The organism is Pseudomonas weihenstephanensis (assembly GCF_001043055.1).
Classification (GTDB): Bacteria; Pseudomonadota; Gammaproteobacteria; order Pseudomonadales; family Pseudomonadaceae; genus Aquipseudomonas; species Aquipseudomonas weihenstephanensis.
Genome location: NZ_JYLF01000002.1, coordinates 345,680 through 358,905, shown reverse-complemented (window position 1 = coordinate 358,905; position 13,226 = coordinate 345,680). Strand labels below are relative to the sequence as shown.

The following is a 13,226-nucleotide window of genomic DNA, read 5'->3' as shown; positions in this document are numbered from 1 at the left end:
CGTTTTATAAAAAATCTGTGCGAGGCTGGTTTCAGCCTGCGCTTACTCTAGCTTGGCGCTGCACAACAGCACCATCGGATCACGATTTTGCAAACCGGTTCCGCCGGGAAAGGTAAAACCCTCACCCATTTGAAAAGAGGCTGCGCGCGTGAGCGGGCAGCCTCTTAGGGTCGACAGTTGGAAACCGTCTTATTGCTTGCTTGCAGCCACTTGAGCAGCTACTTCAGCAGCGAAGTCGTCAACCGGCTTCTCGATACCATCACCTACTTTGTAGTAAGTGAAGGAAACGATTTCAGCACCGGCTTTCTTGGCCAGCTCACCGACCTTGATTTCAGGGTTCTTAACGAACGCCTGCTCAACCAGGCTGGCTTCAGCCAGGAACTTGCTGATACGACCGGCAACCATTTTTTCAACGATTTCTGCTGGCTTGCCTTTGATCTTGTCTTCGTTGAGGCTCATGAACACGGTTTTTTCGCGTTCGATTGCGTCAGCGGAAACCTGCGATGGCAGCAGGAATTCTGGGTTGCTGGCAGCAACGTGCATTGCGATGTCGCGAGCCAGTTCAGCGTTACCGCCTTTAAGAGCAACAACAACACCGATTTTGTTGCCGTGCAGGTAAGCATCAACAACATCACCTTCAACGCGGGTCAGACGACGAATGTTAACGTTTTCGCCTACTTTGCCTACCAGAACCAGACGATCAGCTTCTTGAGCAGCGATCAGCGGAGCGGCTTCGGTCAGCTTGTCTGCGAACGCTTTTTCAACGCTGTCAGCTACGAATTTCTTGAAGTCATCTTGCAGAGCCAGGAAGTCGGTTTGCGAGTTAACTTCCAGAATTACGGCCGACTTGTTGTCATCCGCAACTTTAACTGCGATAGCGCCTTCAGCAGCAACGTTGCCTGCTTTTTTGGCGGCCTTGATGGCGCCCGAAGCACGCATATCGTCGATGGCTTTTTCGATGTCGCCGCCAGCCTTGGTCAAGGCTTTCTTGCAATCCATCATGCCTTCGCCAGTACGCTCACGAAGCTCTTTAACCAACGCTGCAGTAATCTCTGCCATTTCAAAATTCCTCTTGGATAGGTTTTCAACCATTCCACCCGACCAAACGGGCGTTCAATTCGTGTGAAGCCTGCCTCGATGCAACCCTGCCAGCCGCAATTTGATACAGCAACGACAGAGGCGTGTCCAACAAATGGATTTCGAGGTGGCAAAAAGGGGGCCAAGCCCCCTTTTTGCGTACTGAGTAAACGCTAGGCGTTAATTACTCAGCCTTCAACCGCTGCAGCTGGAGCGTCTTCGACGAATACGTCGGTGCCGCCAGCAACGTGGTTACGGCCACGGATTACAGCATCAGCCATCGCGCCCATGTACAGCTGGATAGCGCGGATTGCGTCATCGTTACCCGGGATGATGTAGTCAACACCTTCTGGGCTGCTGTTGGTATCGACAACGCCGATAACCGGGATACCCAACTTGTTAGCTTCGGTGATCGCGATACGCTCGTGGTCAACGTCGATAACGAACAGAGCGTCTGGCAGACCGCCCATGTCCTTGATACCACCCAGGCTACGATCCAGCTTTTCCAGATCGCGAGTGCGCATCAGCGCCTCTTTCTTGGTCAGCTTGGCGAACGTACCGTCTTCGGCCTGGATTTCAAGGTCACGCAGACGCTTGATGGAAGCACGGATGGTTTTGAAGTTGGTGAGCATGCCGCCCAACCAGCGGTGATCCACGTACGGCGAACCGCAACGTGCTGCTTCTTCAGCAACGATCTTGCCAGCGGAACGCTTGGTGCCGACGAACAGAATCTTGTTTTTGCCCTGGGCCAGACGCTCTACGAAAGTCAGAGCTTCGTTGAACATTGGCAGGGTTTTTTCAAGGTTGATGATGTGAATCTTGTTACGCGCGCCAAAGATGTATTTACCCATCTTCGGGTTCCAGTAACGGGTTTGGTGACCGAAGTGCACACCGGCCTTCAGCATATCGCGCATGTTGACTTGGGACATGATAGTTCCTTAATAAGTCGGGTTAGGCCTCCACGTATCCCAATGACCAACCAGCAGCTTCGAGCTGAAGGCACCCAGGTCATCGTGTCGACACGTGTGTGGGTTTGTGCTCAGCGGGCTATACCCGCAAAGCGGCGCATTTTATAACACAAGACGGCCAAAAAACGAAACACGGATTCTGACTTTCTTCCATGCGCTTTTGCGCAAGGCGCGCAATAGAGCCAGAATGCCCCATTCCATTAAGAGAAACGATGGCAAGCGGCCCATGATTAACGCCGGTCGTCTGTTAGAATCGCGTTTTTACGTCAGGGTGTTGCCGAACACGCACCCGCAAACCCGTTGATGAGCGCCAACGCGCGAAGAGAGCCTGTATGACCGTCACCCTCAAAACCCCCGAGGACATCGCAAAAATGCGTGTCGCCGGCAAACTGGCCGCCGAAGTCCTGGAAATGATCGCCGAGTACGTCAAGCCCGGCGTGACCACCGAAGAGCTGGACCGCATCTGCCACGATTACATCGTCAATGTGCAAAAGGCCATTCCAGCCCCGCTCAACTACAAAGGCTTCCCTAAGTCGATCTGCACCTCGATCAACCACGTCGTCTGCCACGGCATTCCGGGCGACAAGGCGTTGAAGGAAGGCGACACCCTGAACATCGACGTTACGGTGATCAAGGACGGCTACCACGGCGATACCAGCCGCATGTTCCATGTTGGCAAAGTGCCAGTCTGGGCTGAGCGCCTGTCGCAAGTGACACAAGAGTGCATGTACAAAGCCATTGAAATCGTCAAACCGGGCTGCCGCCTGGGCGATATCGGTGAAGTGATCCAGAAGCACGCTGAAAAGAACGGCTTTTCGGTGGTGCGCGAGTTCTGTGGTCACGGCATCGGCAAAGTGTTCCACGAAGAACCGCAAATCCTGCACTACGGCCGCGCGGGCACCGGCATGGAACTCAAAGCCGGCATGACCTTCACCATCGAGCCGATGATCAACCAGGGCAAAGCCGACACCAAAGTGCTGGGCGATGGCTGGACCGCGATCACCAAGGACCGCAAGTTGTCAGCGCAGTGGGAACACACGCTGCTGGTCACCGACACCGGCTACGAGATCTTTACCCTGCGCAGCGATGACACCATCGCGCGCGTTTCGGCCTGATGTTTGCAGTCGCTTCTCTATAGATAGCCACAACCCAGCCACAGGAAAGCCAATCAATGCCGCAGGTGGATCCCGAACTTTTTGACCGTGGCCAGTTCCAGGCCGAACTGGCATTAAAGGCAAGCCCCATTGCCGCCTTCAAAAAGGCGATCCGCCAGGCACGTGAGGTGCTCGACGACCGCTTTCGCACAGGGCGCGACATTCGACGTTTGATCGAGGATCGCGCCTGGTTCGTTGACTGCATCCTGAATCAGGCTTGGGACCAGTTCAGTTGGAGCGCCGAAGCCGATATCGCGCTGGTGGCGGTAGGCGGCTACGGCCGCGGCGAACTGCACCCCTACTCCGACATTGACCTGCTGATCTTGCTGGACAACGCCGATCACGAAATTTTTCGCGACTCAATTGAGCGCTTTCTGACGTTACTTTGGGACATTGGCCTGGAAGTCGGTCAGAGCGTGCGCTCAGTGGAGGAGTGCGCCGAACAAGCCCGCGCCGACCTGACCATCATCACCAACCTGATGGAAAGCCGCACCGTGGCCGGCCCCGAACATTTACGCCAGCGCATGCTGGACGTCACCAGCACCGCGCACATGTGGCCCAGCAAAGACTTCTTTCTGGCCAAGCACGCCGAACAAAAAGCCCGACACCACAAGTACAACGACACGGAATACAACCTGGAACCCAACGTCAAAGGTTCTCCGGGCGGCCTGCGCGACATCCAGACCATCTTGTGGGTTGCCCGTCGTCAATACGGCACCCTCAACCTGCGCGCGTTGGCAGGCGAAGGTTTTCTGGTCGAGAGCGAACACGCCCTGCTCGCCTCCTCCCAAGAATTTTTATGGAAGGTGCGGTACGCGCTGCATATGCTGGCCGGGCGCGCTGAAGACCGCCTGTTGTTCGATCACCAGCGCAGCATCGCCGAGCTGCTGGGCTTTGCGGGCGAAGACACCAAACAGACCATCGAAAACTTCATGCAACAGTACTATCGGGTGGTCATGAGCATCGCTCAGCTCAGCGACCTGATCATTCAGCACTTCGAAGAGGTCATTCTGGCCCCCGAAGACGAAGCACCGCCTACGCCCATCAACTCGCGCTTTCAGCTGCACGACGGCTATATAGAAGCCACCAGTGACCAGGTGTTCAAGCGCACGCCGTTTGCCATGCTGGAAATTTTCCTGCTGATGGCCCAACACCCGGAAATCAAAGGCGTACGCGCCGACACCATTCGCTTGTTGCGTGAGCACCGTTACCTGATCGACGACGATTTCCGTAATGACATTCGCAATACCAGCCTGTTTATTGAGCTGTTCAAGTGCAAGAACGGTATTCATCGCAACCTGCGACGGATGAACCGCTACGGCATTTTGGGACGTTACCTGCCCGAATTCGGGTTTATCGTCGGCCAGATGCAGCACGACCTGTTCCACATTTATACGGTCGATGCGCACACGCTGAACTTGATCAAGCACCTGCGCAAATTGCAGTACACCCAGGTGTCCGAGAAATTTCCGTTGGCCAGCAAACTGATGGCCAAACTGCCCAAACCGGAATTGATCTATCTGGCAGGCCTGTACCACGACATCGGCAAGGGCCGTCACGGCGACCATTCCGAAATCGGCGCCGTGGATGCCGAAGCCTTCTGCATTCGCCATCAGTTGCCGCAGTGGGACACCCGGCTGATCGTGTGGCTGGTGCAAAACCATCTCGTGATGTCGACCACCGCCCAGCGCAAGGACTTGTCCGACCCGCAAGTGATCCATGACTTCGCACAGGCGGTGGGCGATGAGACCCACCTCGACTACCTTTATGTACTGACCGTCGCCGACATCAACGCCACCAACCCGACGCTCTGGAACTCCTGGCGCGCCAGCCTGTTGCGCCAGCTCTATACCGAGACCAAGCGGGCCTTGCGGCGCGGCCTGGAAAACCCGGTAGACCGTGAAGAGCAGATCCGTCAGACCCAAAGCGCGGCGCTGGACACGTTGGTACGCAACGGCAACGACCAGGACGATGTCGAGCAACTGTGGTCGCAACTGGGGGACGACTACTTCTTGCGTCACACCTCGGCCGATGTCGCCCTGCACACCGAAGCCATCTTGCAACAGCCTGCCGACGGCGGCCCGCTGGTGTTGATCAAAGAGACCACCCAGCGCGACTTTGAAGGCGGCACCCAGATCTTCATCTACGCCCCCGACCAACACGACTTCTTCGCAGTGACCGTAGCGGCCATGGACCAACTCAACCTCAACATCCATGACGCGCGCATCATCACCTCCAGCAGCCAGTTCACCCTCGACACCTACATCGTGCTCGACAACGACGGCGACTCGATTGGCAACAACCCCGAGCGCATCGAAAAAATCCGCAAAGGCCTGACCGAAGCCCTGCGCAATCCGGATGACTACCCGACCATCATCCAGCGCCGCGTGCCGCGCCAGCTCAAACACTTTGCCTTCGCGCCGCAGGTCACGATCCATAACGATGCACAGCGCCCTGTAACGGTGCTCGAGCTCAGCGCTCCCGACCGCCCCGGCTTACTGGCCCGCATCGGAATGATCTTTCTGGAATTCGATCTGTCGCTGCAAAACGCCAAGATCGCCACCTTGGGCGAGCGCGTAGAAGACGTCTTTTTCATCACCGATGAAAACAACCAACCCTTGTCTGACCCGCAACTGTGCATGCGCCTGCAGGAAGCAATCGTCGAGCAATTAACGGTCAATAAAGATGCCACCCCAGAACCGTGGCGCCTGAGCATTTAAGCGCCGCCGAGTGAGACCCGCACCCGATGAACAACGCTCTGAACCAGTTGCAGCCTTACCCGTTCGAAAAACTGCGCGCCCTGCTTGGCAGCGTGCAGCCCAACGCAAACAAACGCCCGATTGCACTGTCGATTGGCGAGCCGAAACACCGCTCGCCCGATTTCGTGGCCAAGGCGCTGGCCGATAACCTCGACCAGATGGCGGTCTACCCGACCACGCTGGGCATCCCCCTCTTGCGCGAAACCATTGGCCACTGGGCCGAGCGCCGCTTCAACGTGCCGGCTGGCTGGCTCGACCCGGCGCGCAACATCCTGCCGGTCAACGGCACGCGTGAAGCGCTGTTTGCCTTCACCCAGACCGTGGTCAACCGTGGCGACGACGCGCTGGTGATCAGCCCCAACCCGTTCTATCAAATCTATGAAGGCGCAGCCTTTCTGGCCGGTGCCACACCGCATTACCTGCCGTGCCTGGCCGAACATGGCTTCAACCCCGATTTTGATGCCGTGAGCCCCGACACCTGGAAGCGCTGCCAAATTCTGTTCCTGTGCTCACCGGGCAACCCGACCGGCGCACTGATCCCGCTTCAAACCCTGAAAAAGCTGATTGCCTTGGCAGACGAGTACGACTTCGTGATTGCCGCGGACGAGTGCTACAGCGAACTGTATTTCGACGAGCACACCCCACCGGTCGGCCTGCTCAGCGCCTGCGTTGCCTTGGGCCGTGAAGACTTCAAACGTTGCGTGGTGTTTCACAGCCTGTCCAAGCGTTCAAACCTGCCGGGGCTGCGTTCCGGTTTCGTGGCGGGCGATGCACAGATCCTCAAGGCATTCTTGCTCTATCGCACCTACCACGGCTGTGCCATGCCGGTGCAAACGCAACTGGCGAGCATTGCGGCATGGAACGACGAAGCCCACGTGCGCACCAACCGCGACCTGTACCGCGAGAAATTCGACGCGGTACTGGAGATTTTGAGCCCGGTGCTGGATGTGCAACGCCCTGATGGCGGTTTTTACCTGTGGCCCCAGGTGGAAGGTGACGACGCTGCATTCTGCCGCGACCTGTTCGCCGAAGAACACGTCACCGTCGTACCGGGTTCCTACCTGTCGCGCGAAGTCGAGGGTTTCAATCCTGGCGCAGGCCGGGTGCGCATGGCACTGGTGGCCCCACTGGCCGAATGCGTAGAGGCCGCCGAGCGAATCCGCGACTTCATCCAGCGCCGCCGCTAACCCGCCCTCATAGGCGCTGTCGCTGGCTGCGATCTTTCATCCGCAAAGATCGCAGCCGGCGGATCGAGGTACGGGGGACTACTTGACCTGACCCAGATTCGCCTCGCTCATGTCCAGATCCTTGAGGATCTCGCTCAGTACGTCATCTCCAATCTCGTGATGACGACGCATGCTGTACAGCTCCAGTCGCTGCGCCCTGAGCGCCTTGATCCGCAGGCGACTCTCCAGCAGGTCCATTTGCGACGCCAGCGCCTGCGCTTCCGCCGAATCGTTGTAGACCTCCAACTGATGCCGATACTCGGACATGATCCGCGCCTTCAATTCAGCTGCCAGAGCAGCCTGAGCCGCATCCTGCTGGGTTTGCGGCTCCACCCGTTCTTCAGTCTCCAGCGCGTGAATCGCCGCTTCAGCCGTGCGCCGCCACGCCTCGCGCACTTCTTTGCGCATGGCGTCGTCAGGGCTTTTTTCGATCCCGCGCAGCAGGAACGGCAAGGCAATACACGCCGCAATCAAGGACAGCAGAATCACCCCGGCCGCGATGAAAATCAGCAAATCACGCTCAGGGAAGTCAACGCCTTTACTGATGAACAGCGGCACCGACATCACACCTGCCAGCGTTACCGCCCCGCGTACACCGCCGACCGTGAGCAACCAGCACGAACGCGCCGTCGGCACCATCGTCAGTTCGCCCTTGCCGCGCCAGCGTCGCAGCAGACCCGACAATCGCCAAATGCTCTGCACCCAGATAAAACGCAACGCCAGCAACACCAAAAACACCGCCACCACATCCAGGCAGCGGTACATCAGTGTCGGCCACAAAGTGGTTTCGTGACTGACCACCGCCTTGATGATGTCCGGCAGTTGCAGGCCCAGCAGCAGGAAGATCAGGCCGTTGAACGCAAACTCCAGCAGCCCCCACACACTGCGGTTAAGCATGCGTGTGCTGGTCTGGCGCGGCAACAGGTCCAGCCAGCTCTGCATCATGCCCGCCGCCACGGCGGACAAAATACCCGAGGCACCCAGGCGCTCGGCCAGCACATAGGCTGCAAACGGCAGCAACAACATAAACACCACGTGGGTCGCCGGGTCGTCCCAACCGCGCGCAATCATCCAGGCACGCATGCGCCCCACCAGCCAGCTCAATGCCACACCGATGGCCAAGCCGCCACACGCCACCAACAGGAACGTGACACTGGCATTGGTCAACGAAAACACGCCCGTAATGGCCGCCACCAGCGCGAACTTGAAGGTCACCAGGCCCGTTGCATCATTCATCAACGCCTCGCCCTGCAACATATGCATCAAGGGCGCCGGCAAGCGATTCTGCGCAATGGCCGACACGGCCACCGCATCGGTCGGCGACAGCACCGCGGCCAGCGCAAAGGCGACGGGTAACGGAATGGTCGGCAAGATCCAGTGGATGAAGTACCCCGCCCCCACCACCGTGAACAGCACCAGGCCCACGGCCAAGGTCAGAATCGGCCCACGCAAACGCCAGAACTCACGCTTGGGCATGCGCCAACCATCGGAGAACAGCAGCGGCGGCAAAAACAGAAACAGAAACAACTCAGGGTCCAGCGCCACATGCAGGCCCAGTGTTGGCCAGGCCAGCAAAGCACCAGCGGCAATTTGCACCAAGGGTAATGGCAACGGGATCAAACGCCCCAATAGACGCGAGACACCCACCAGCATCAGCAGGATGAGGACGGTATAGGCGGTTTGCATATCAGCAGGGTTCCCGAGCGGGCCGCTTCAAACTGAACGGCTTTTAACTAAACATAAGTGGCAACACTTTTCCATCCCGAGCCATAGTAGCCTTTAATGGCAAACGCTGACCGCTCAACAAAAGTCGCAGTGGCGTGATGATATGTCACAACACCGTGCCAACCTCCACGCCTGGCGCACCCAGCGCGCCGCTCGTGGCATAATCCGCGACTGCTCATTTTAAGCATCTCCAAAGGAGGGGCAATTTCCGTGACCGATTCGAGCAAGACCTTGCACCTTTATGGCATCAAAGCCTGCGACACCATGAAAAAGGCGCGCACCTGGCTGGATGAAAATGGGCTGCACTACGATTTTCACGACTACAAAAGCACGGGCATCGACCGCGAACACCTCAACCAGTGGTGCACTGAGCACGGCTGGCAAGTGGTGCTCAATCGCGCCGGTACAACCTTTCGCAAGCTCGACGACGAACAAAAAGCCGATCTCGACCAAGCCAAAGCCGTTGAACTGATGCTCGCTCAACCCTCGATGATCAAGCGCCCGGTGCTCGATCTCGGTGACAAAACCCTGATTGGCTTCAAGCCAGATCTTTATGCGGCAGCCCTTCTTTAAGCCCAAGTGCTTATTGTGCGCCCATTTATTTTTGTAAGAGGTAATTGCATGTCTACTACCCTGTTCAGCGCAGCCTTCGGCGTCGGCACTCAAAACCGTCAAGGCGCATGGCTGGAAGTGTTCTACGCACAACCCCTGCTCAACCCGTCGGCCGAGCTGATTGCAGCCATCGCCCCGATCCTGGGTTACACCGGTGGCAATCAGGCAATCACCTTCACCACCGCGCAAGCGGCGCAAATGGCTGAAGCGGCCAAACCACTGGACGCCGCGCAAGCCGCGTTGCTGACCCGCCTGGCTGAAAGCCACAAGCCTCTGGTTGCCACCTTGCTGGCCGAAGACGCAGCCCTGACGTCCACGCCCGAGGCTTACCTCAAGCTGCACCTGCTGTCCCATCGCCTGGTCAAACCGCACGGCCTGAACCTGGCGGGCGTGTTCCCGCTGCTGCCAAACGTGGCCTGGACCAGCCAGGGCGCCATCGACCTCGGCGAATTGGCTGAACGTCAACTCGAAGCCCGTCTGCGTGGCGATCTGCTGGAAGTGTTCTCGGTCGACAAGTTCCCGAAAATGACTGACTACGTAGTACCGGCGGGCGTGCGTATCGCTGACGCGGCACGTCTGCGTCTGGGCGCTTACATCGGCGAAGGCACCACTGTGATGCACGAAGGCTTCGTCAACTTCAACGCGGGCACCGAAGGCCCTGGCATGATCGAAGGCCGCGTATCGGCGGGCGTATTCGTCGGCAAGGGGTCGGATTTGGGTGGCGGTTGCTCCACCATGGGCACCCTGTCGGGCGGCGGCAACATCGTGATCAAAGTCGGCGAAGGCTGCCTGATCGGCGCCAATGCCGGTATCGGCATCCCGCTGGGCGACCGCAACACCGTCGAGTCTGGCCTGTACGTCACGGCGGGTACCAAAGTGGCACTGCTCGATGAAAACAACCAACTGGTCAACGTGGTGAAAGCCCGTGAACTGGCGGGCCAGTCCGACCTGCTGTTCCGTCGCAACTCGCAAACCGGCGCGGTGGAATGCAAAACCCACAAGTCGGCCATCGAGCTGAACGAAGCCCTGCACGCGCACAACTAAGCGTCTGTCTGCCACTGATGGGGCCAGTTTCTGGCCTCGTCAACAGAGCCACAACACCATGCTTTTGCCTTCTCCCTGGCGCGCTGACTTCCCAGCCATCGCCGCCTTGCAACGTCAAGACCAGACCTATCTGGACAACGCTGCCACCACGCAAAAACCCCAGGCCCTGCTCGACGCACTGTCGCACTACTACGCCAGTGGCGCCGCCAACGTGCACCGGGCCCAACACTTGCCGGGCGCCCACGCGACCCAGGCCTTTGAGAACAGCCGCGCCAAAGTCGCCCACTGGCTCAATGCCGGCGACCGCGCAACCATCGTTTTCACCCACGGTGCCACCTCGGCGCTGAACTTGCTGGCCTACGGGCTGGAACACCAATTTGAGGCCGGTGACGAAATCGTCATCAGCGCCCTGGAACACCATGCCAACCTGCTGCCCTGGCAACAGTTGGCCCAGCGCAAGCACCTCAAACTGGTGGTGTTGCCGCTCGACAGCGATGGCGTGATTGACCTTGTCACCGCTGCCCAACTGATCACCCCGCGTACCCGCCTGTTGGCGGTGAGCCAATTATCCAACGTGCTGGGCGTGTGGCAACCCCTGCCCGCCCTGTTGGCGCTGGCCAAAGCGCACAACGCGCTGACCGTGGTCGACGGCGCTCAAGGCGTCGTGCATGGCCGTCATGACGTACACGCGTTGGGGTGCGACTTCTACGTATTTTCCAGCCACAAACTGTACGGCCCTGACGGGCTGGGCGTGCTGTGCGGGCGTAACGAAGCCCTCGCTCGCTTGCAGCATTGGCAGTTTGGCGGGGAGATGGTGCAAGACGCCGACTACCAGCACGCGACCTTTCGCCCGGCGCCCCTGGGTTTTGAGGCTGGCACCCCGCCGATTGCCAGCGTGATCGGCCTGGGCGCCACCCTGAGTTATTTGGCGAGCCTCGATCAACACGCCGTCGAGGCCCACGAAGCCGCCCTGCATGCGCTGCTGGTCAAAGGCTTGCAGCAACGTCCCGGCATTCGCCTGCTGGGCACTGCGCAACTGGCACTGGTGAGTTTTGTCGTCGACGACGTGCACAACGCTGACCTTGCACACCTGCTGACGGAGCAAGGCATTGCGGTGCGTGCCGGTCACCACTGCGCCATGCCATTGCTGAAAAGCCTGGGGCTGGCGGGCGCTATACGCGTGTCATTGGCGCTGTACAACGATTCGCAAGATCTTGAGCGATTCTTCACGGCACTTGATCAGGCGTTGGAGTTATTGCGATGAGCTTGCCCGCTGAAGCGCACGTTGCCCTCGACAGTTTTAAGCAGTGTGTGGGCTGGGAGTCGCGCGCGCGCTTGCTGATGCAGTGGGGCCAACGCTTACCCGCACTGCCCGAGACCGAAAAAACCGACACCAACCTCGTGCAGGGCTGTGAAAGCCTGGTGTGGTTGGTGGGCGAATTGAAAGACGGGCATTGGCAGTTTGCGGCCAGCAGTGATGCGCGCTTGATTCGCGGGCTGGTGGCGCTGCTGCTGGCGCGAGTGAACGGTTTAAGCGCTGAGCAATTGTTGCAAGTGGATTTGCCGGGGTGGTTCGAACAGTTGGGCTTGAGCCGCCAATTGTCGCCGTCCCGCAGCAATGGCTTGAATGCCGTTTTAGTGCGGATGCGGGAATTGGCGCTCGGCTAAAATCCCCTTACCCTGATCCTCTCCCAAAGGGAGCGGGGACTGATGGGTGAGTTCTTGAGAAATACTGCCCGCCCGCAATCGTGGCGTAACTTCAGGCTGCCGATGTGGCCGACTCCACGCGTTCAATCTCCTCTCCCTTGGGGAGAGGGCTAGGGTGAGGGCTTTGTTTTTGCTTGAGTTTTTCTGAAGGCCGACGCACACCCGCCACGATTTTGTCGACCGCCTTGGTCGCCGCCACCATGCCAAAGGTCGCCGTGACCATCATCACCGCGCCAAAACCACCCGCGCAGTCAAGCTTGACCCCATCTCCCACAAAACTTTTCTGCAAGCAAATGCTGCCATCGGGCTTGGGGTAGCGCAGCTGTTCGGTCGAGAACACACACGGCACGCTGTAATGACGCGTCACGGTCCGAGAAAAACCATAATCACGACGCAACGTGGAGCGCACTTTCGAGGCCAGCGGGTCATTAAAGGTACGGTTCAAATCACACACTTGAATCAGCGTCGGGTCAATTTGCCCGCCCGCGCCACCGGTGGTGATGATTTGGATCTTGCGGCGCTTGCACCAGGCAATCAGCGCCGCCTTGGCATTCACGCTGTCGATGCAATCGATCACGCAGTCGATGTCGGGGGTGATGTACTCGGCCATGGTTTCGCGGGTTACGAAGTCCGCCACCGCGTGCACAGTGCAATCCGGGTTGATCTGACGCAGGCGCTCAGCCATCACTTCAACCTTGTCCCGACCAACGTTCGAACTTAATGCATGCAGCTGGCGGTTGGTGTTGCTGACGCAGACATCATCCAAATCAAATAGCGAAATTTCACCCACGCCACAACGCGCAATCGCTTCGGCGGCCCATGACCCCACGCCACCTACACCAATGATCGCCACATGCGCCGCACGCAGACGGTCCATGCCTTCCAGACCATATAACCGGGCGACACCGGCAAACCGCGGATCTTCTGTACTCATAACCAACACCCCAAAAACCG

At 58.6% G+C, this 13,226-nt stretch carries 9 protein-coding genes and 2 pseudogenes; 7 read left to right on the top strand and 4 right to left on the bottom strand.

The features are described 5' to 3' along the window. Window positions 1–189: 189 nt before the first annotated feature. Both tsf and rpsB read right to left on the bottom strand, forming a co-directional pair. Window positions 190–1,059, bottom strand: coding sequence for a translation elongation factor Ts (gene tsf / locus TU86_RS05840; RefSeq protein WP_048363354.1), 870 nt, complete (start codon window positions 1,057–1,059; stop codon window positions 190–192). A gap of 206 nt (window positions 1,060–1,265) precedes the next feature. Next, window positions 1,266–2,006: a 30S ribosomal protein S2 gene (gene rpsB, locus TU86_RS05835; protein ID WP_048363353.1), complete on the bottom strand. Its 741-nt coding sequence runs from the start codon at window positions 2,004–2,006 to the stop codon at window positions 1,266–1,268. 338 nt (window positions 2,007–2,344) lie between these two features. Here rpsB and map point away from each other — a divergent pair. From map to dapC, 3 genes and pseudogenes are all read left to right on the top strand, one after another. Continuing rightward, window positions 2,345–3,160: pseudogene (map, locus tag TU86_RS05830) on the top strand (type I methionyl aminopeptidase); the annotation flags it as partial. Window positions 3,161–3,216: 56 nt separating this feature from the next. Next, window positions 3,217–5,919 (top strand): [protein-PII] uridylyltransferase, encoded by a 2,703-nt coding sequence (locus TU86_RS05825; RefSeq protein ID WP_048363351.1) that lies wholly within the window; start codon window positions 3,217–3,219, stop codon window positions 5,917–5,919. Window positions 5,920–5,945: 26 nt separating this feature from the next. Next, window positions 5,946–7,145 carry a succinyldiaminopimelate transaminase gene (gene dapC / locus TU86_RS05820; protein ID WP_048363350.1) on the top strand — a complete coding sequence of 400 codons (1,200 nt, stop codon included), beginning with the start codon at window positions 5,946–5,948 and terminating at the stop codon, window positions 7,143–7,145. Between the two features lie 78 nt (window positions 7,146–7,223). On the opposite strand, the gene TU86_RS05815 is transcribed toward dapC, so the two are convergent. Then, window positions 7,224–8,870 (bottom strand): Na+/H+ antiporter, encoded by a 1,647-nt coding sequence (locus TU86_RS05815; RefSeq protein ID WP_048363349.1) that lies wholly within the window; start codon window positions 8,868–8,870, stop codon window positions 7,224–7,226. Window positions 8,871–9,119: 249 nt separating this feature from the next. On the opposite strand from TU86_RS05815, the gene TU86_RS05810 reads away from it, so the two are divergent. From TU86_RS05810 to TU86_RS05795, 4 genes are read left to right on the top strand one after another with little or no spacing between them, the layout of a single operon-like run. Further along, on the top strand, window positions 9,120–9,482 hold the full coding sequence (locus TU86_RS05810; protein WP_048363348.1) for an ArsC family reductase: 363 nt from the start codon (window positions 9,120–9,122) through the stop codon (window positions 9,480–9,482). 48 nt (window positions 9,483–9,530) lie between these two features. Beyond that, window positions 9,531–10,565, top strand: a complete 1,035-nt coding sequence (gene dapD / locus TU86_RS05805) for a 2,3,4,5-tetrahydropyridine-2,6-dicarboxylate N-succinyltransferase (protein ID WP_048363347.1) — start codon at window positions 9,531–9,533, stop codon at window positions 10,563–10,565. A gap of 58 nt (window positions 10,566–10,623) precedes the next feature. Further along, a complete protein-coding gene (locus TU86_RS05800; RefSeq protein WP_048363346.1) occupies window positions 10,624–11,829 on the top strand; it encodes an aminotransferase class V-fold PLP-dependent enzyme in 1,206 nt (401 codons plus the stop codon). Further along, window positions 11,826–12,233 (top strand): SufE family protein, encoded by a 408-nt coding sequence (locus TU86_RS05795; RefSeq protein ID WP_048363345.1) that lies wholly within the window; start codon window positions 11,826–11,828, stop codon window positions 12,231–12,233. Before TU86_RS05800 ends, TU86_RS05795 begins: the two co-directional genes overlap by 4 nt. Window positions 12,234–12,411: 178 nt before the next feature. Here the strand turns inward: TU86_RS05795 and tcdA are convergent. After that, window positions 12,412–13,206 (bottom strand): annotated as a pseudogene (gene tcdA / locus TU86_RS05790) (tRNA cyclic N6-threonylcarbamoyladenosine(37) synthase TcdA); the annotation flags it as partial. Window positions 13,207–13,226 lie beyond the last annotated feature (20 nt).